The sequence below is a fragment of the Elizabethkingia bruuniana genome (assembly GCF_002024805.1).
GTDB classification, from domain to species: Bacteria; Bacteroidota; Bacteroidia; order Flavobacteriales; family Weeksellaceae; genus Elizabethkingia; species Elizabethkingia bruuniana.
This window is the reverse complement of the sequence record NZ_CP014337.1, coordinates 1,949,862-1,970,357: the sequence shown is the minus strand read 5'-3', so window position 1 is coordinate 1,970,357 and position 20,496 is coordinate 1,949,862. Positions and strand designations below refer to the sequence as shown.

The window sequence follows — 20,496 nt, the reverse complement described above, 5'->3', positions numbered from 1 at the left end:
AATTTATTTTAATTTTTTGGTTTAGTTATTCTTCAAATATTCTCTTAGTACATACTGCAGAATACCCTGATGTCTGTAGTATTCAATTTCAATAGCAGAATCCAGTCGGGCTTTTACTTTAAAGTTTGTTTCTTTACCGGAAGGATGCACAGCTTTTACCTCCAGTATTTTATGAGGTGTAAGGTTCTCTGCAAGCCCCGAAATGTTATATGTTTCAGTACCGTCCAGACCCAAAGATTCAGCATTTTGTCCGTCTGTAAATACAAGAGGTGCAACGCCCATACCTACCAGGTTACTTCTGTGGATACGCTCGAAGCTCTCAGCGATTACCGCACGTACTCCTAAGAGGAAGGTTCCTTTTGCTGCCCAGTCACGGGAAGATCCTGATCCGTATTCTTTCCCTGCAAGAATAATCAGCGGAGTATGATCCTTTTCATAGGCCATTGCAGTATCGAATACTGTTTTCACTTCATTGGTAGGGAAGTAGCGGCTGAAGCCTCCTTCTTTATCGGCAATTTTATTTTTGATTCTTACATTGGCAAAGGTTCCACGCATCATTACTTCATGATTTCCTCTTCTGGATCCGTAAGAGTTGAAATCTTCTTTATTTACATTATTGTTTTTCAGATATGTACCTGCTGCAGAATCTTCTTTAAATGAGCCGGCAGGCGAGATGTGGTCGGTCGTTACCGAATCGCCTAAATATAATAACACCCGGGCATCTTTTATATCTGTTACCGGATCCGGATCTGCGCTAATGTTTTCAAAGAAAGGTGCTTCTTTAATGTAAGTAGAATTCCGATCCCATTCAAAATTCTGATCCAGATTTACTTCCAGATTCTGCCAGTCTTCAGAGCCATCGAAGATTACATCATATACTTCCTCAAAGTCACCCTGTTTCAGACATTCATTTATTGTTTTCTGAATTTCTTCACGGGAAGGCCAGATGTCTTTCAGGTATACAGGTTCCCCGTTTGGATCGTATTGCAATGGTTCTGTTGTAAGGTCTATATCTACATGTCCGGTTAGCGCATAAGCTACAACCAGCATTGGCGACATCAAAAAGTTCATTTTTACCTGAGGGTGAACTCTTGCTTCGAAGTTACGGTTTCCGGAAAGTACAGAAGCTACAACTAATTCGCCCTTATCTACGGCCGTAGCAATAGCCGGTGGTAATGGTCCGGAGTTCCCGATACAGGAAGTACAGCCGTAACCTACGGTATGAAAACGAAGAGCCTCCAGATCTGTGTTCAGTCCTGAACGCTCCAGATACTTGGTTACAACCTTAGAACCTGGTGCCAGAGAGGTTTTCACCCATGGTTTGGTTCTCAGTCCTTTTTCTATAGCATTTCTGGCAAGCAATCCTGCTCCTACCATTACAGCAGGGTTAGAGGTATTGGTACAGCTGGTAATAGCCGCAATCACAATACTGCCATCACTTAATACAAATTCAGAGTTGTTTTGTTTTATTCTTACCGTATGCAGGGTATCCTGAATAACTTCGGAATGACTTGGTCCTTCTATAGGGACTTTGCCAAAAGTAAATTCTGTTCCTGAACCACCATCGGATAGCCATGCATATTCTGTTCTTTTAGAAATAGGCTCATAGTCACGGTGATGCTCGTCTTTCAGAATTTCAGTAAATTTATGGCTGAGGTCTTTTACCAGAATTTTATCCTGCGGGCGTTTAGGTCCGGAAACTGTGGGTTCCAGTGTATTTAGGTCCAGTTCTACCACAGAAGAGTACAGAATGTTTTCGTTTCCGGTTCTCCACAGCAGGTTTTCTTTACAGTATTCCTCTACTATTTTAATCTGCTCTGGCGAGCGGTTAGTAGCATGCATGTATTCCAGTGTACGGTCATCGATAGGGAAGTAGGTTACTGTACATCCAAACTCCGGCGACATATTGGATATCGTGGCACGATCCGTTACGGTAAGGTTATCCAGTCCGTCTCCAAAGACTTCTACAAATTTTCCGACTACTCCTTTATCTCTTAATATGCGGGTAATAGATAACACCATATCAGTGGCTGTACAGTGGGATGGTATTTTTCCTGTTAGTTTCAGTCCGACAACTTCCGGACAGGTAAAGAATATCGGTTGTCCCAGCATAGCCGCTTCAGCTTCTATACCGCCCACGCCCCATGCAATTACACCGATTCCGTTTACCATAGGCGTATGCGAGTCGGTACCGACCAAAGTATCCGGGAATAACCAGCCATCTCTGTCTATAACACCTTTGGCCAGATATTCCAGATTCACCTGATGGCAGATACCCATGCCCGGCGGAACGACTGTAAAGTTATTCAAACCTTTCTGCGCCCATTTCAACAACTCATAGCGTTCTTTATTTCTGTCAAATTCTAAAGTAACATTTTTATCATAAGAGTAGTCTGTACCGAAATAATCTACCTGTACCGAGTGGTCTATCACCAGATCCACAGGAATCGCAGGGTTTATTTTTTGTCCGTCTTTACCTTGGCGTACAAATTCGGCTCTTAGAGAGGCCATATCGACTACAGCGGGAACACCCGTGAAATCTTGCATCAGAATTCTGGCAGGCTTAAACGGTATATCCTTGTCTACCGGGGCAGGTGTCCATTGCAGCAGGGTATCAACATGTTCGTCTGTTATACTGAAACCATCGTAATTTCTCAGGACATTCTCCAGAAGAATACGAATACTGAAAGGAAGGTGATCTACTCCTTTTTCCGAAAGATTTTTCAAAGAACTGTAATGGTAGTTTTTACCGTTTACAGATAACTCCTGTACCGATTTAGCTTTTTGGGTATTCATAAAGATGCGATTTTATGTGAACACCTAATTTACCGCTAAAAAAGAAAAGGCAGGCTAATATTATGATAGATTAACATGAATATTAACATTAAGGTAGACTATTTGGCGAGCAATCTAGTAATGTAACAATCTAGTAATGTAGCAAACAAAGTATAAAGCTATTAACGGGAACTTCTTTTAATAGGCGTATGAACATCTCTTTTGGATTCCTCTCCCTGTTTTAAAGATACTAGTTTTCCGTCTTTAAAGTTTAATATATTTATTATAGAATAATATCCGAGTTCATATGATTCACGATAGAATAATGATTCTTCAAGTGCTCCTGTTTCTTTGTCTTTTATAACTTCATATTTGTAAGGCTGACCAAACCTTGATATTACCTGTTCTTTTGACATTCCAATACTTATTGATTCAGAAGTAAATTTACTCACGGTTTTACATGAGGTAAATAATATTATAATTAGGATAAAATAGGCTGCTTTTAGGTTAAAAAAAATTTTCATGGCTATTCTGATTTTTATTGTGTTTTTATTTATTAAATATACAATAAATACAGATGTGTAATATTTTATTTCATTAAAATCAATTATTTATATTTTTTTTATAGAATTATAAATAAAGAAGTTAAAATCAGGAATTGTGAAAGAAAATATGGAAATCAATAGTTGCTTAGCAGAACAATATGGATATGTGAATATGTCAATTTGTATAACCGTGCAATCGTGAATTTGTTAATCTAACTATACAATTTTATGGTTACACGGTTAAACAATTTTACAATTATACTATGTGAATGAGTGAATTTGCTTTTACGGTTTTACAGTTACACGATTCTGCGGTTTTACAATTTTACGGATCCACGATTAAACAATTCCGCGGTTTCACAATTAGCTGACAACTAACAACCCATTTAGCTATTTCTCAAAATAAGCTGCAATGTTTTTCCTGTAAACAATGAGTATAAACCCCAGAATAACATTCAGAGCGCTGTTTAGTATAGTAAAACTGTTATTTATATCGGGTAAAGGAATAGAAGAATGGTCTAATTTCATTTTATAATAGGCAGATGCAATGAACCTGGTAATATTACTAATAACCAGATAGCCGCCAATTATAAAAAGCCCGATTGTTATAAGGTTTTTTGAATTTAGGTTCTGAATATTTATGCTGTTGTTATCGAAGTTTTTATCCAGTTTAAAAAGATCGATTATTTTATCCGGATTCTTAATAAGAAAATATAAGATTCCAAAGCATATGACTATAATAAGTATTGTATAGAGCATTGCTCCCGCTGTTTCTAAAGAATCTGAATTAAGGAAAGCTATTGATATCTGAGAAGGAAGAAAAGAAAACAAGGTCTGTATAAAGAAATACAAACCAACAATTTTTATTAATACCCGAAAAAAATCTTTATAAGACATATGTTTAAAGTATGAAAATTAATGTAACAGTGTAACAATATGTGAATTCGTGTAATCGTGCAATCGTGAATTTGTTAATCTAACTATACAATTTTACGGTTCCACGGTTAAACAATTTTACAATTATACTATGTGAATGAGTGAATGAGTGAATGAGTGAATTCGTGCAATCGTAAATTCGTTAATTTGCTTTTACGGTTTTACAGTTACACGATTCTGCGGTTAAACAATTTTACAGTTAAACGATTCCACGATTTCACAACTAAGAACCAACAACCCACTACCTATTTTTTAGTGTAATAATCATAAGTTGCTCTTCCTATATCAGAGATAATTTTCTCAGAAGCTTCAAAGCTTTCGTAGGTATCGTGGACAAAAACAGCAATGTAAATTTTCTTTTTACCGGGTAATTCTATAATTCCGTAGTCGTTAATAGCTCCGGTCATTCCTTCTTTATTGGTGAATGAAGTTCCGGTTCTGTGGGCAATCTTTACTCCTGCCGGAAGGTTGCCTTTCAGTCGTTTTTTGCCACTTGCATTGTTCAGCATGGCATTGTATAACCATTGTGTATGTGCCTTGTTTAGTATTTTACCATTACTGAATTCCTGCAGTAACAGAGTAGCATAATTGGGTGTGATCTTATTGATGAATTGGGAATCCCAATCTTTATGCATGCCTTCTTCATCATTCTTGATGATAAAGCTGCTGCTGTCTATAAATTCCTGAACAGTTTCAGGACCGCCGATTAACCTTAAAAGAATATCTGTAAGATTGTTGTCACTGTAAGAAACTGTCCATTTCAAAGCCTCTTCCAAAGTTATTGTAATATTTCCTTGCGGGTATTTCTCTTTGAACGGACTCCATGTATCTTCTAATAGTTCTTCTTTTTTGATGAAAAGTTTCTGAGCCATGGAAAGTTTTCCTTTTTCCACCTCATGAAGAACAGTAAGAGCTAAGGGAAACTTTACGGTACTCAGCATAGGCAGCATCTGATCTCCATTTATTCCGGTTACCTCTTTTGTATCGGGACCTATAACAGATATTCCAACAGTAGCTTTCTTGCCAGAAATAATAGATTCTAAAGTTTTCTTAAGTACTGTATTCTCATGAACCTGAGAGAAAAAAGACAATGACATCAATAATGCAATAATGCCCAAAATAGCTTTTTTAGCCATAAAAGTGTGTTGTGTTAATTTAGTTTTTCAGGGCCTAAAATAGCGATAAAAAACTCAAATCAGAAATATAATCACAGAAAAGTGATATAGGCGAAGGATAATTTGTGAATTTGTAAAATCGTGTAAGCGTGAATTCGTTAATTTGCTTTTACGGTTTTACAGTTCCACGATTCTGCGGTTAAACAATTTTACAACTATACTATGTCAATGAGTGAATTCGTGTAATTGTTAAATCGTTAATTTGCTTATACGGTTTTACAGTTTCACGATTCTGCGGTTAAACGGTTTCACAACTATACTATGTGAATGAGTGAATTCGTGCAATCGTAAATTCGTTTATAAGGCTAGACGATTACACGGTTTTGCAGTTTCACAATTACACGATTCCACAAATTAACAATCTATAAAATACTCAGCAGATCGTCTTTAGAAAGACTGCTGAAGAATGAAGTTTCTGTAGTAATAAGATCCTGAGCCAGTTTTTTCTTTTTCTTCTGCAGGTTCATCATTTTTTCTTCAATGGTACCGGAACATATCATTCGTACAGCTACTACATTTTTGGTTTGGCCAATGCGGTAGCTGCGGTCTATAGCCTGATTTTCTACTGCAGGATTCCACCACGGATCTACAAGATATACATAGTCGGCTTCGGTAAGATTCAAACCCGTACCACCAGCTTTCAGGCTAATCAGGAAGACCCGTACTTCTTCATTATTCTGAAAGTGCTGTACTTTAGCACCACGATTCCGGGTTTGTCCGGTAAGGTATTCATAGCGGATGTTTTTTTCATCCAGCTTAGCTTTAATTAGATCCAGCATTTCGACAAATTGTGAGAACACCAGTATTTTGTGCTCCCTGAATTTGTTTTCTATCTGCTCCGTCAGAATTTCAATCTTTACGGCATGATCTCCGGAATGACCATCTTTTAGCAGAACAGGGGAGTTGCATATCTGTCTAAGTCTCGTAAGTCCGGTTAATACATGCATGCTTTTATTATGGATTTCATCTTCATCAGTAGCTGATATAAAATCCCGGACTTCCTTTTCATAAAGGTCGTAAATCCTGCGCTGCTCCGTATTCATTTCACAATAGATCAGCATCTCCGTTTTTTCCGGTAATTCTGTAGCTACCTGCTTTTTTGTCCTTCTCAGGATAAAAGGTTTTATTTTCTTTTGCAGCTCAGTAGCCCGTTTGCTGTATTCAAACTTGTCGATAGGGATGGCATATATATCTTTGAAGTATTGCTTGCTTCCCAATAGTCCGGGACAGGCAAAAGATAGCTGTCCGTACAAATCGAAAGTATTATTTTCCACTGGGGTTCCGGTTAGTGCAATTCTGTTACGGGATTGCAGCAGGCGTGCTGCTTTATACCTTTCCGAGTTTGGATTTTTAATGGTTTGTGATTCGTCCAGAAATATATAGTTGAACCTGAATTTCTTCAGGAACGTAATATCCGAAAGCAGCATGCCATAAGTGGTGAGTATAACTTCATATTTTTGAAAATCTGCTGTACTTTTTTGTCTGTCTGCACCATAATGGGTTAGCACTTTTACAGAAGGTGCAAATTTAGCCAGTTCCTCCTGCCAGTTGAAGAGCAGCGAAGTTGGTAATACGACAAGGCTGGTTGTATGGCCATGTTTTTCTCTTTGCGAGAGGATGAAAGCAATAATCTGTACCGTCTTACCCAGTCCCATATCGTCTGCAAGGCAGCCTCCGAAATTATGACTGTCCAAAAAGTTTAGCCAGTTCAGTCCTTCCCGCTGGTAAGTTCTTAGTTCAGCATTCAAGGCTTCAGGTACTGCAACTTCGGGAATTTCTGCATTTGCAGAAAAATTGTGTGCAAAAGCAGATACTTCTGCCTGTACTTCGCTACTTAGAACCTCTTTTTCAAATAAATCCTGTATTTCGGTATAGCTGATCTTTGGAATCTTCAGGAGCTCTTCGTCGATATCACCGGCCTGAAAATAACGGGTGATTTTATGTATCCATTCTTCCGGGAGTATTCCAAGGGTGCCGTCATCCAGTTGTACAAATTTACTCTTGTTCCGGATAGCTTTGTTTACCTGTTTCAGAGTAGCTTTTTTATGTCCAAAACCTACCTTCAGCTGCGCATTGAACCAATCGATTCCACTTGTAACTTCTATAGTAATTTTAGCACGGTGTGCATTGAGTTTGTTATTTTTGATATTGTTGAAACCCAGTATGTGTATGTCTTCATTTCGCCATGTCTCAAAGGCATTCAAAAACCATTCTTCATCCAGGAACTTATCTTTGTGCAGGTAAAAGTATTCCTGTTCTTCTATTTGTTCTCTAAAATCCGGGTGCTGTTCCATTACCACTCTGGTTAGCCGGATTTCAGCATTATGATCACGCGCGATTTTAAATTCATTTCCATTCTGGTCGGTATCCAGCAATTGCTTGCGGGAGTATACCGGAATTTCCACATTTCCGTATTTCATTACCGGTGTTATGGATATATAACTGCCTTCCTGGTGCAGGTAGATAAGCTTTTCGGTTGTGTAATCTTTATCGGCGATCTCCGTTGGCGCTGCCTGACGGATATAGCTGTAATTAATCTGTACCCGTTGCTCCAGCTGAGTCAGTATACTCTGCATAAAGACTTCGTATCTGGAGTTGTGGACAAGCAATATTTCGTTGTTGGATTTAAAGAACTGTATCACCCGCAACATATCGGAATCTGTAATCAGATAATAGGTATTCCGGTAGTAAACAAAATATTCGTTTCGGATGACTACCTGACTGAAAGGAAGCGCTGTATCTCTGAATAGTAACTCTCCGGTTATTTCATAAAAAGGCTCTTTCCGGAAAACATGGAGCTGAATTTCAGCCTGCAGTGTATTAAGATTCACAGGAACTAATGACTTCGCCGATATGCTTTCTGCTATAGCTCTGTCGTGGAAATAAACCTCCAGACTCAGCGGATTTTGCACAATATGTTTCAGGGCTTCTGCTTCAGCAGGATCGGTTTCTCCGTACTGATTGTTGAAGCTTGTAATAGCGGTATAGAATTTTATCTCCGAGGCCAGTTCTGCTTTCCACAGCAGCTTCATTACATCTATACTATTTACCGGGTTTTTAAGCTTTCCGGTCTGGGTAGTATCGGCTTCCATCAGCTGAAAGTTCAGCTGATTGTAATAGCGGTGTTTACCGATAACCAGTATCTGCTTTTTGCTGGTGTCCTGTGTGGCCAGTTCTTTTATTATAGACGTTCGGCGGGGGAGCAAATCTCTTTTCAGAATATGTTCGTCTACCTGCAATAATTCTTTTATTTTAGGACTTACCTGAAGTCTGCCATTAAGGTACTCCAGTCGGAAATATATATCCAGATTGCTCTCTTCTTCCAATCCATAGCTTTTAGCATAGGGAAGGAGGGTTTTATGCCGTAGATAGGCATCAAAAAAAATACGGTAGTCTTTTTCTTCAAGCAGGCAGTGAATAATCTCGGCCTGATGTATACACAGCTTATCTTCAGCAGAATTACAGGAGCACGACGTTACCAGATTAGCACCGACCTGACTAATGGCTACTCTTGGGAAATCTGACAAAGAAGAGTTTTTCGTAAACACGCCGGCATTTAGCTCCAATGCAACAGGGTAGATGTCCTGAAACTCCTTCACAGCCATAAAATCTGCATTTGCTGTATGCTTTAGCAGATCGTATATATGCAGTGTTCTTATATTGAAGTCTGGTAAAATGTATTCCTTAGGCAGTTCCATGCGCTGAATTAGTGAAGAACAAAAGTAAGAATTTTAGTGAAGCTCTGCTTCTGTATGGGGCATTCGAATCTGAAAAATCATTACTATTGTTACAGCAATATTTTATCTCCGGTAATACCTACTTTATACCATTTGTTATTTTCGAATAAAGCTGCCTGATGATCTCCTTTATGCTGATTTACATCTACACCCAGTACTTTTTTATTGTAATAAAATCCAACATTGGTTTTTACAATGGTATGGCCTACAATAATTCTTTTTACCTGAAACAAGGATAACGTTTGGTCTACAACTTTCTCATCTACCACAGGTTCTTTAAAGTATCCGCGGTACCAGAAAATGCCATCTGTACTATTGAAGATTTTCAGAATAGTACTGTCGGTAACGGTATTTTTAAGGTTTTTCCAGCCAATATAAGGTCTGGCTATTTCATTTAGTTTTTCTATAGTCAGTCCCAGGTTGTTAACATCCGGAGAAATGCCACCATGCATGCATAAGTTATCACCGATTTTTTCAATCAGGTTCTTACTTCTCAGCCACCGGCCCAGTTCTGTTTTTTCACTGTATAAGTCAGCGTATGAAAGATTTAGTTTTTCAGCATTCAGGAAATATTTCTGATCTACGTACTTAAAATTCCCTGCCAGATTCATAATGTCGTGATTGCCCAAAATAGTATGAACGTAGCCTCCCTTCAGTTTAGCTTCCTCTTCCAGTTTATAAAGCAGCCACATCGTAGCAGGTACTTCGGTTCCTCTGTCAAACAGATCTCCGCAAATCACCAGATGTCCGTCTCCATAGATCCATTCGTATTTTTTATTAATGACTTTGTTCGCTAGTAACAGATCTCTCAGTGCATCGAATTCACCTTCAATATCCGAGAGTACCAGCATTTTCTTAGGTTGTGCTGTTACAGAAGGTTCATTCGAAATATTTTGTTTTAGCTTTACTTCAAAGTTTTTCTCCGGTGCATCCGAAAAACTGATACGCAGTTTTATAGCTTTCTTATTTTTCTGAAGGTAATGCTCTTTTTTCTGGCTGCCAGCTTCAATTTGCTGCACAAGAATACTGTCGCCTTTATAGCTTACATATGGGCCATCGGAGGAATTGACTGGTTTTTTTTCCTGTCCCTGAATAAGGCTTATGCTGACTGAAAATAATAATATGGCTACAGATTTTACGGAAGAAAACATCATGATATAGTATTAATCGGAACAAATATAAGGGATAATGAGGAATTGGTTGTCAGTTCTTAGTCGTGAAATCGCGGAATTGTTTAATCGTGGAACCGTGAAATTAGTTAATCGTACAAACAAATTCACTTATTATAATTGTAAAATCGTTTAATCGTGTAACTGTTTAATCGTATAACCATATAAGCAAATTAACGATTACACGGTTTAATAAATTCACCCATTGACCCATTGACATATTGATTAATCTTTGTAAAATCGTGAAACTGTAAAACCGTATAAGCAAATTAACGAATTTACGATTACACGAATTCACCCATTCACCCATTCACCCATTCACATATTGCTACACTATTACATTATTAAATTGTTACATTAATTTTTTATTTTTATATTGAATTTGAACGGATGTCTATGACGGAAAAGAGTACAGAAGAATACCTGATTGATATATTTAAACTGAAAGAGGTTCCTCAGGATTTGGAATGGCGGGGATTGCTGGAAAATGCAGAGGTGAGAACCTATAAAAAAAATGAGGTTATTCTGAAGCAGCATCTGAGATTCACCGATGTCCTGTTTGTTGCGGAAGGTATACTGGCTTCGGAATTTACGATGAAGGATAAGACGGTTATCGGAAGGTTTTTTACGCCCGGAAATCTTTGTACCAATTTCGACAGCCTCCTTAATCAAACCGTTTCTCAATATCAGGTTATGAGTATGACAAGCTGCAGAGTAATTGCCATTTCAGCAGCACAGTTTATGGAATATTATTACAATGGTAATAGTGTAGGGAAAATACTCCGCAAAATTGTCCTGGAAATTATTACTGAAGATATCTGGATAACCAATGTAAAGCTGATGTACCAGAAACCAGAGATGATTGCTTTTATGCAACAATATTATCCCGAAGTTGTCCGCGATGTTCCGTATAAATATGTTGCCTTATTTCTGGGCATTACCCCTGAAGCCTACAGCCGAATTCTAAAGAAAGGACATAGTCGTATTCTGCCAAAGTCTTAACCATAGTTAAGTTTTTCTATTTGCTTTCGCTCCTACATTTGAGGTATAAATAACCCCAAAAAATAAAGTTATGATAGCGGAAGAAAAAGAAACTGAAACCTTGTTTTCAACGATTGATCAATTGCTTTCACCAAAGCCCATGATGCTGGAAACAGGAGTAAAAAGACTGGACAATGGGATGCTTCTGGTCTCAGTACGTACAGATTTGCATGGCTGCAAAAGCCGTATGCTGGACTGGTGGTTCAAATATTTTGAGACAACGGAGCATCTGAAATGGTGGCATCCGCATGATCATGTTTCGCATGGCGGCTGGGACGGCTTTTGGATAAAGAATAAAAATTATATCGGAGCTACAATACGGGCTACAGAGTCCTTGGGCGATATTCCGCCATTACCGGCGGTTATCAAATTCCACGACCCTGCAGAAATATTTAATCCGGTATTATTAGACCAGGCCTATGATAGCGAAGATGTAGGCGCTGTAGTATATGCACGAATTGGCTTTGGAACGAATGCACCTGTAGACCATAATGGTGATCCTGCAGATGGTTATATGTTTCATGTTGCCCGCGATACTCCATTTGGTTGTGTGCTCAGAAGTCAGTTTTATTTAGGCGCTACGGTAGCCGATACAGACAATCCTTTACCTGAAGAAATTGGATTGGGACTGATGCAGCATTGCTATTCAGAATTTACATACCTGTCTCATTTTCTGGCTTCTGTTTATTATGCTGAAAACCAGGATGGCGACAAGGCTCCGTTACCATGGTGAAAGCAAGTACGAAGTTAGAAGTTAGAAGTTAGAAGTTAGAAGTTAGAAATTGGAAAAAAGGAAATTGGCTACATGCACTAAGTGATTTCATATGATCAGTCAAAAACGCCCGACTATGTCGGGCGTTTTTGATGAGATCATTCAATGCATTTAAAATTATCCATTAGAAACTGCGCTTCATTATTTGAAATATTTTCAGAAATAACAAGTACTATCTTGTTCTTATTATTGCATTTTATGGTTTTTATAAAATCACTGTCAGGGTATTTTTTTTGACCTACGGAAATATCAAAGAAGTGTTCAAATACAGTAGCGTTATTATGATAAGTTGTAAAGGCATATAATAATTTGTTCCGACTCTTAAAAGGTATTTTATTGGTTATAGACTTATCATTCATTATCTTCTTGTATTGCTGCATATTTTGTGCATAAACAAAATCTCCAAACATAAGCATCGTAATTTTATAATATTCATTGGTATACCGATAGTAATTACCATTTGAATAAAATTCAGATTTTTCCGGGATAGAGTTATAGGAAGCGTATTTACTATACGATGTACAATTGGTTAAAAATAAAATTAAGGCAAACAGGAGATACCCTAATTTTTGTACACCTTTAGCGGGATAAAATTGTAATAACATATTGTCAATTTATTTAATTGTTATATCACTTCATTTTCAAATCTTCAAATTAGCAAATTTTCAAATAGCTATCCCTTCAATTTGAAATAATTTTATCTTATTTTTGCCCTGATATTCATTAATACGGGCATTCATGGAATTAAATTATAAGCTAGAGGAACAGGATTATTTACAATTGTATATGTATGCTGCATCTAAAAATCAAGTTATAAGGCAGCAGCGACAAAGGGTGTTATGGCTTCTGATTATAATCTACATCATTTGTTCGTTGCTTATGTTTAGTATGAGTATCATTTCTTTGTTTGTTTTTATAGCAGCAGCTATTACTGTTACACTTATTTATATATATTATTATGAACGTAAGCGCTATGAAAAGTTTTACCTAAAGAATATAAGAACTAATCTTAAAAACAGAATAGGCGTTAACTATAAGACTGTATTTGGCTCTCACGATGTTATTCTGACAGAGCCTAATGCCGAAGCAAAGTTTAAATATCCCAATATAGAACTTGTAGAGGAAATTAATACCTATTATTTCTTTAAAATGAAAACCGGAGAGCGATTCATTGTACCTAAAAGTGCTATTCAGAATTCTCAGGAATTTAATCAGGTAATCAGCAGATTGTCTAAAGATTATAATATTCAGTTACAACAGGAACTCAACTGGAAGTGGAGATAGGGTTGGTTGCTGGTTGTTAGTGGTTAGTTGCTAGCTAATTGTGAAACTGTAAAATTGTTTAACCGTGTAACCGCGTAACTGTTTAATCGTAAAAGCAAATTAACGATTACACGAATTCACTCATCTGTAAAATCGTTTAACCGCGTAATCGTTTAACTATTTAATCATATAATCAAATTAACGAATTAACGAATTAACGAATTCACAAATTCACAAATTCACGATTACACGAATTCACTCATCTGTAAAATTGTTTAACCGCGTAATCGTGAAACTGTAAAACCGTAAAAGCAAATTCACGATTACACGAATTCACAAATTAACATATCTGCCTGTCCATAAATCTTATTTTTTTTCTTTTGGCTTATAATTTGTAGTTGTTTTATTTTAAAATAAGAAATATTTACTTTATTTTAAATGATTGAAATAAAAATATACTGAAACTAACTTGTGAACATCATACGGGTTGACATCGAAAATAGGATTCTAATTAATATCAGCAACTTGTAATGGTTCGGATTAATAAAAACACTAATGAGATCTCAAGATGAAAAATTTAATTACAAGAAAGAGCGAAACCTGTCACCGGAGGATATATTAAAGGTCTTGCTGGATGCACTGAAAAATTACGAAACCTCGGGAGAGAAGTTTTACGATAGTGCCGATCTGAAGCGTCTGTTGAATATTAGTGACAGTACGCTTTACCGGTTGCGTAAAACCAAGAGTATTCCTTTTATACATTTTGGGAAAAAGTACTTTTACCCTAAATCGTTTTTTGATAAGAAGGCTGAGGGGTAGCTTTTTAAATTATTGAATTTTAAACGCAAAGAACGCAAAGCGTCATTTTCTATTTATGCTGCTTTAAAGGTTCGCAAAGCCGCTAGCGCTTAGCAAAGTATTTTATTTCAACACCAAGGCACAAGATCTGTTTATCTGCCTTGCTTTTTAAGGCACGGATTGCTTCGCAATATTCAGTTTTCAATTGTGGCAGTTCGAGTGAAATTATTAAAGTTTAACCGCAAAGAGCGCAAAGCTTCATTTTCTTTTGTGCTGTTTTTGAGTTTCGCGAAGCCATTAACGCTTAGCAATGACCACTAGAAACTTAACTATCTTAACTCCTTGTTTATTATATTTTCAGCGTCAGTTCGAGTGGAATTATTTGACGTGAAGCGGAGAATAATTGTGTATCGAGAACTCTTTTAAATTATTGAATTTTAAACGCAAAGGACGCAAAGCTTCATTTTCCTTTATGCTGTTTTTAAGGTTCGCGAAGCCGCTAACGCTTAGCAATGACCATTAGAAACTAAACTATCTTAACTCTTTGTTTATTATATTTTCAGCGTCAGTTCGAGTGGAATTATTTGACGTGAAGCGGAGAATAATTGTGTATCGAGAACTCTTTTAAATTATTGAATTTTAAACGCAAAGGACGCAAAGCTTCATTTTCCTTTATACTATTTTTAAGGTTCGCCAAGCCACTAACGCTTAGCAATGACCACTAGAAACTTAACTATCTTAACTCTTTGTTTATTACATTTTCAGCGTCAGTTCGAGTGGAATTATTTGACGTGAAGCGGAGAATAATTGTGTATCGAGAACTCTTTTAAATTATTGAATTTTAAACGCAAAGAACGTAAAGCGTCATTTTCTATTTATGCTGTTTTAGAGTTTCGCGAAGCCGCTAGCGCTTAGCAATGGACACTAAAAACTTAACTATTTTTTTATTCCGTAGAATCTTCGATTTATGCTTAAACAACTTCCCGCCAGGTTACGTACTAATGTACTTTAACAGCACTTTTGTCTCACTCTTGTTCGGGGTTTGTTCGGGAATACCCCCATTTTTAGGCAACATTCCCGAAGCATCCTCGAACGATCCTCGAACAAAACCATTAAAAAGCATGGAGCATATACTTTGTAAAAGCCTTTATGTATGGTGTTTTTTAGTGTTTTCAGACAGGGCATTGTATCACTTTTTAGAGGCTTATACCGGTCAAAACCAGTCAAATGCAGTCATAAGCTGTCAAAACCAGTCACGAAAACTGGAAAACGACTTTTGAAAGCATTAAGTCTATACCTTGGCTCTGAAACTAAAATTTTATTTATTATGGCAACAATTAGTAAAGGAATCCTTGGTGGATTCTCAGGAAAAGTAGGCACCGTAGTTGGTGTTAACTGGAGAGGGATGGACATCATCCGAAGTGTACCGAAGCGGTCGCGAAAACGGCCGACAGATAATCAGATGTTGCAACAGTACAAGTTTAAACTGGTCGTTAGCTTCCTACAGCCCCTGCGCAGTATTCAGGAGTTGTATTTCGGAAGCCCGCAGGGAAGCTTGTCGCGGGTAAACCTGGCAACATCGGAAATGCTGAATACAGCTCTGGAACTGGTGAACGATGTGCCGGAATTGGTATTCGAAAGAATACTGATTACCAAAGGCGAGCTTACCGGATTTCAGAATCTGAAAATTAGTCCGGAAGCGGGGAGTATCCTGAATCTGGAATGGGAGGACAACGGCACACAAGGCAATGCTAAAGAAGCGGATTTGGTGAACCTTATCTGTTATCTGGAAACTCAAAATGCTTTTGTCATCTTTGAAGGACTGGCAGCCCGTAAACTTATTAAAGCTACTGCAAAACTGCCAGACGTGTATAAGGGCAAGGAGGTGCATACCTGGGCTTTCCTGAACAACGAGAAGAAAACACAGGCCAGCACAAGTGCTTATCTTGGCAAAATTACCTTAACCTAAACAAAAGACCACCCGAAAGGGTGGTTTTGTATATCATTGTGAAAATAAGTTTCTTGTCTGATATTTTTGGTATAACTTATATAGCCTATTTTGTAAATGATATTTATTTAATATTAGCAATCCCAAATGGAATATGTACCAAAGGAATATTTTCGAGTTTAGGGTCTAAATGTGAAATTTGGTCATCAAAAAATAAATGAGGTTTTATAATATCTAAGATCCTCGCTTTATCAATTCCACCCAGTAAAAACATTTCATCAACAGAAACTCCCCAATCTTGTAATGTTTTTATTGCTCTTTCATGAGATGGAGCATTGCGTGCAGTAACAATAGCTGTCTTTACGATTTTCTTATAGTTGCTGTCTTCAATTTCTTTTTTTGTTTCTAATTGTTGAAAAAAAGAAAGTTTTTTAAAAAAATCAGCTAAGGGCCCGGGGTTATGAGTCTCTTCAACATGAGTTTGTTCGTGTTCATGGAATAAATCTAATTGACCAGTTTCTTTAAAAATTTTTTCTGCTTGATCATCGGCAATTACACCATCAAAGTCAAAGGCTACTCTAAGTTCCATATCATCATTATCGTCATTAACATTGGTTTTTAATATTCGCCCTGCTCCATAATTAGAATTAATAGCATTCTTAACATCAACTTCATTAGTTGATAGAAATAAAGAAATATTATAGGCAGGTATATATTTATATGGTGATTTTCCCGAGGTAAATGCTGCACGCGTGATATCTAAATTATGATCTTTAATAGCATTAAATATTCTTATTCCTGTTTCGGGACTATTTTTTGATAATAATACAACTTCTACTGGAGCTTCATTAGGATAAATATTATTTATATTTAAAAATCTTTTAATAAAAGGCATTGCAATGCCACTATTTAAGGGTTTTGTTTTGTTTGCTATTTGGTAGTTTCGATATTTCTCAATGCCTTCACTTACAAAAATATTATCCTCAGTCTCAAGATTAAAAAGAGCATTTGATGAAACTCCAACGACTAATTTTCGTTCAATAGGATAAGGCATAAGATTTAATTAATATTATTTAATAGTATATATATTCTATTTTGTATTAGAATGTTTGATAAAAAAATTAAAGTGGGCACGAATAAGTTATTCTATTCCTATCTCGTACCTTACTTTTAGTTGTTTTAAACATCCTGAGCATTTCCCACATGCTAAATTAGAAATATGGCATGAATGAGCAATTGTTAATAGATCAATAGGTACATTATATTTCGTCACTAGTTCATGACTATAGTATTCTAAAGTTGGGCAATATATGTTAATTGATCCTTCTTGATATGAAACAAGGTTATGTATCAATTGGTAAAATATAGATGTTCCATCTTTATGAAAATTATCAGATTTTACTGAGGCTAAAAATAATGAGCTAACTTTATCTTTAATTGCTTGCATAGAAGCGAAAGTTATTAAAAGTTGATTTCTATACGGCCACCATTCCTCAGATGGAGCTATATTTATATTTTCTGTACCTGCTAATGAACCTGTTCCTAAACTGCTACAATTAATATGAATAATTTTATGTTCTATACCTAATTTTTGACATATGTATTTAGAAACATAAATTTCTCTACCTGCTACTCTTTGACCATAATCTATCGTATAAGCTATATCTGGTTTTATACCATATGTTAAACATATCGAATCAATTCCTCCAGATAATAATACTGCCTGTTTCATAAACTCCATATAGTTTGATAAATAGCAGTAGTTAAATTCTCATAAACTTTAGCATTACCGGGTTTTATCATTAAAAGTTTATTTTCATCACAGGTTCTTTGATATCCAATTATTTTTTTATTTTTAGCAATTGAATACCCAGCTTCTACTAGTGTGCCAGAATCTAGTCCATCAAAAACGCAGAAAATAATATCAGAATTATTGATCGCATCAATGTCTTTATTAGCTATGGTTATGTCATTTCCTATACCGATATCATGGAACGGTGAAAATACATTTACATCGAACTCTAAGAAGGAATTTCTTATTTTATCCACTAATAATAATTCCGAAATAGAAAAAAACGGAGAAGCTAAATATATTTGTTTGTTATTTAAATTGCTAGGATGATATTCTTTATAAATTAAATTTTCAATGTTAGAAGTATCAATATATATTTTTTTGTCACAAAAATAAGACGTTGATTTTGAGGCGTTATATGCACAATCTTCCAAACTTATTTTTTTTTCCATCCAATAATAAGCAAAACTAGCTGTAAAAATATCACCAGAGCCTATTTTGTGTACATTTTCTGTGATGTATGATGGGATTTTTACTTCTTTATTATCATAAAGGAGAGTGGCTCCATGAGGACCATTTTTGATAATTAAAGCAGTAACTTTTTCCTCTTCAAAGAAGAACTTTTTTATATCTTCTAACTCAGTACATTTAGAAATGACTTTAGCTTCGCTGAAATTGATTATATATATAAGTTCATCTGCTACACCAAATTCACTAAATTTAATTGGATTAATAGAATTTTGAGTATCATAAACAACTCTACATCCTTCAACTTTAAAATCAGTTTCTAACATTCCATAACAGATAATATTATAATCTTTAAATTCAATATTTTTTGTCTTTCTTATTTTTAGAGGATTTGGTAATATATCTGGCTGGTCCAAGGCATAACTATATTTAAAAGTTATGAGCTCATTATAATCAATTCTTGAAAAAGAAAAACTTGGATAAACTTTTTTATATTCTTTTAAATAGTCTTCTATTTCAGAGTTTCCAGCAGTATGAAAAATTACATCACACTTGTTCTCTAATAAAAATTTGGTGCATCTAAGGCCAGAACCATATATTTCAGTAGATAAATCATCTAGATTGATTTCTCTATATACACCACCAATAACAGAAATCATGATTCTTGATTCTTGATTTTAATTTTACATGTATGAGAGTCGATATTCATTATTGTTGCAATGTATTTAGAGTTTCGTTCCATTATGCATTCAATAATTTGAGATGTATTTATATGTAATATTGATCCTAAAATTTCACCATTATTATTTTCAACAACTAAAGATGAATTTTTGCTAATAGTAATAGTTAAAATATCTCCTATTTTATGTTTTTTTAAAATTTCAATGTCTATAGAAGAAATATTAGTATTAATTATGCTTGTTTCACAATCGAAATCTGTTCGTTTAGGTGGGATATACCCACTACTGCCTGATCCACTCATTTTTTTATTTTAGTAAGTGCAATCTACTGTTTTTTTTTCTATTTAAATTACGGATTACCGTAAAAAAAACATTATTATTTATTATATATAGGTTTTATGAATTGTTTTTTTGAAATCCCCATTTCTTTCTTATAGCTTCCAATGAAATACTTTTCTTATCAACATTGATTTCTTTGTTATGATACTGTTCATACTCTGTTCCTTTGAGTTTATCGACAATAATAATTCTTAGATTTTCAGGATTTATTCCTAATAAGTTAAGATCAAACAGGGTATGTATATCAGCTCTTAACAATAGTCCGTTAGAGACATGGTTGTCCTGATTACCTTTGTAGGGATTAATATGGGCTGCTTCCAAGATGTCAGTAATTTTACAACCTGTAATTACGCAGGTATTGTTGTATTTTTTTAGTAGTTTTTTTCTGAAATTTTGTTGACCTCTTCTTAGTTTAATAGCTCTTTGTATTACTTCACGTTCATCTTGGTCACTTATTGTATATTGTTCAGCTTCTTTTTTTGTATAACCCTCATCAGGAGTGATGGAGGGAAGTATAGAGTCATCAGAAGAGATATTAAACAATGATAAAGCATCAATATCAAGTCTTTGCATTGACATATTCGGGTTGTAGTTACTGCTGTAGTACGGGCGAAGCTGTTTCAAATCTCGATTTTTACTGTTGATTGGATTGAAAGAGCCAAATACAGCACTATATTTGGTTACAGTTTTAGTTTCCTCAACAGGAATTTCAAACTCGTGCCCTTTGCTACAGCGATATTTAGGAAGCTTTCGCTTACGTATATCAATAGTTGTATTTGCACATATAGAACATTTTCTAATAATTTTTTCGCCTATACTTTCTTTGACTTGTGCAATAATAGCATATCCTAGTATTTGTTTCTTATCAATTATAATTGCTTGATCTCCGGCTTTTATTTGTTTAGAATTAGCAACATTACTGTCGTAATTATAATACTCGGTAAGACTGTCCTGATAACTGTCAATAAGTGATGTAATATGATCTTCATGGACAGTTTTAAGCACCCATAGATTTTCGGTCATTGTTATTTATTTGTTGCTCAAATATCTAAAAATAT

Annotated in this window: 17 protein-coding genes; 5 read left to right on the top strand and 12 right to left on the bottom strand. The window is 35.7% G+C overall.

The annotated features are described in order from the left end of the window. Positions 1-21: 21 nt before the first annotated feature. The 6 genes from acnA to AYC65_RS09130 form a co-directional block, all read right to left on the bottom strand. Entirely contained in the window at positions 22-2,796 is a 2,775-nt protein-coding gene (gene acnA, locus AYC65_RS09155) for an aconitate hydratase AcnA (protein ID WP_034870437.1), read from the bottom strand. A 161-nt stretch (positions 2,797-2,957) separates the two neighbouring features. Further along, complete coding sequence (locus tag AYC65_RS09150) at positions 2,958-3,299, bottom strand: DUF2845 domain-containing protein (RefSeq protein WP_059333754.1); 342 nt, start codon at positions 3,297-3,299, stop codon at positions 2,958-2,960. 411 nt (positions 3,300-3,710) lie between these two features. Continuing rightward, a complete protein-coding gene (locus AYC65_RS09145) occupies positions 3,711-4,217 on the bottom strand; it encodes a hypothetical protein (protein ID WP_034870435.1) in 507 nt (168 codons plus the stop codon). Between the two features lie 284 nt (positions 4,218-4,501). Beyond that, positions 4,502-5,392 carry a class A beta-lactamase gene (gene bla, locus AYC65_RS09140; RefSeq protein WP_034870434.1) on the bottom strand — a complete coding sequence of 297 codons (891 nt, stop codon included), beginning with the start codon at positions 5,390-5,392 and terminating at the stop codon, positions 4,502-4,504. A 401-nt stretch (positions 5,393-5,793) separates the two neighbouring features. Then, positions 5,794-9,129, bottom strand: a complete 3,336-nt coding sequence (locus AYC65_RS09135; protein WP_034870433.1) for a DEAD/DEAH box helicase — start codon at positions 9,127-9,129, stop codon at positions 5,794-5,796. An 89-nt stretch (positions 9,130-9,218) separates the two neighbouring features. Continuing rightward, positions 9,219-10,322, bottom strand: a complete 1,104-nt coding sequence (locus tag AYC65_RS09130; RefSeq protein WP_234300277.1) for a metallophosphoesterase — start codon at positions 10,320-10,322, stop codon at positions 9,219-9,221. 411 nt (positions 10,323-10,733) lie between these two features. Between AYC65_RS09130 and AYC65_RS09125 the strand changes: the two genes are divergently transcribed. Then, complete coding sequence (locus AYC65_RS09125) at positions 10,734-11,339, top strand: Crp/Fnr family transcriptional regulator (RefSeq protein ID WP_059333755.1); 606 nt, start codon at positions 10,734-10,736, stop codon at positions 11,337-11,339. A 70-nt stretch (positions 11,340-11,409) separates the two neighbouring features. After that, complete coding sequence (locus AYC65_RS09120; RefSeq protein ID WP_052114732.1) at positions 11,410-12,111, top strand: DAPG hydrolase family protein; 702 nt, start codon at positions 11,410-11,412, stop codon at positions 12,109-12,111. A 137-nt stretch (positions 12,112-12,248) separates the two neighbouring features. On the opposite strand, the gene AYC65_RS09115 is transcribed toward AYC65_RS09120, so the two are convergent. Next, a complete protein-coding gene (locus tag AYC65_RS09115; protein WP_034870430.1) occupies positions 12,249-12,755 on the bottom strand; it encodes an HAD family hydrolase in 507 nt (168 codons plus the stop codon). 133 nt (positions 12,756-12,888) lie between these two features. On the opposite strand from AYC65_RS09115, the gene AYC65_RS09110 reads away from it, so the two are divergent. The 3 genes from AYC65_RS09110 (at position 12,889) to AYC65_RS09100 (ending at position 16,180) form a co-directional block, all read left to right on the top strand. Continuing rightward, the gene (locus tag AYC65_RS09110) at positions 12,889-13,434 is read left to right on the top strand and encodes a YcxB family protein (protein ID WP_034870429.1); all 546 of its coding nucleotides are present in this window, start codon (positions 12,889-12,891) and stop codon (positions 13,432-13,434) included. A 534-nt stretch (positions 13,435-13,968) separates the two neighbouring features. Next, entirely contained in the window at positions 13,969-14,232 is a 264-nt protein-coding gene (locus AYC65_RS09105; RefSeq protein WP_034870428.1) for a helix-turn-helix domain-containing protein, read from the top strand. Positions 14,233-15,538: 1,306 nt separating this feature from the next. Next, the gene (locus AYC65_RS09100) at positions 15,539-16,180 is read left to right on the top strand and encodes a DUF6266 family protein (protein ID WP_034867538.1); all 642 of its coding nucleotides are present in this window, start codon (positions 15,539-15,541) and stop codon (positions 16,178-16,180) included. A gap of 103 nt (positions 16,181-16,283) precedes the next feature. On the opposite strand, the gene AYC65_RS09095 is transcribed toward AYC65_RS09100, so the two are convergent. The 5 genes from AYC65_RS09095 to AYC65_RS09075 all read right to left on the bottom strand — a co-directional run bounded on the left by AYC65_RS09095 (position 16,284) and on the right by AYC65_RS09075 (position 20,461). Then, positions 16,284-17,213 (bottom strand): 5'-nucleotidase, encoded by a 930-nt coding sequence (locus AYC65_RS09095; protein WP_034867537.1) that lies wholly within the window; start codon positions 17,211-17,213, stop codon positions 16,284-16,286. Between the two features lie 87 nt (positions 17,214-17,300). After that, on the bottom strand, positions 17,301-17,891 hold the full coding sequence (locus tag AYC65_RS09090) for a 7-cyano-7-deazaguanine synthase (RefSeq protein WP_034867586.1): 591 nt from the start codon (positions 17,889-17,891) through the stop codon (positions 17,301-17,303). Beyond that, on the bottom strand, positions 17,888-19,078 hold the full coding sequence (locus AYC65_RS09085; RefSeq protein WP_059333756.1) for a PfkB family carbohydrate kinase: 1,191 nt from the start codon (positions 19,076-19,078) through the stop codon (positions 17,888-17,890). The genes AYC65_RS09090 and AYC65_RS09085 overlap by 4 nt, the downstream gene beginning before the upstream one ends. Beyond that, on the bottom strand, positions 19,075-19,401 hold the full coding sequence (locus AYC65_RS09080) for a hypothetical protein (protein WP_034867534.1): 327 nt from the start codon (positions 19,399-19,401) through the stop codon (positions 19,075-19,077). Before AYC65_RS09080 ends, AYC65_RS09085 begins: the two co-directional genes overlap by 4 nt. 94 nt (positions 19,402-19,495) lie before the next feature. Next, on the bottom strand, positions 19,496-20,461 hold the full coding sequence (locus tag AYC65_RS09075) for an HNH endonuclease (RefSeq protein WP_052114620.1): 966 nt from the start codon (positions 20,459-20,461) through the stop codon (positions 19,496-19,498). Positions 20,462-20,496 lie beyond the last annotated feature (35 nt).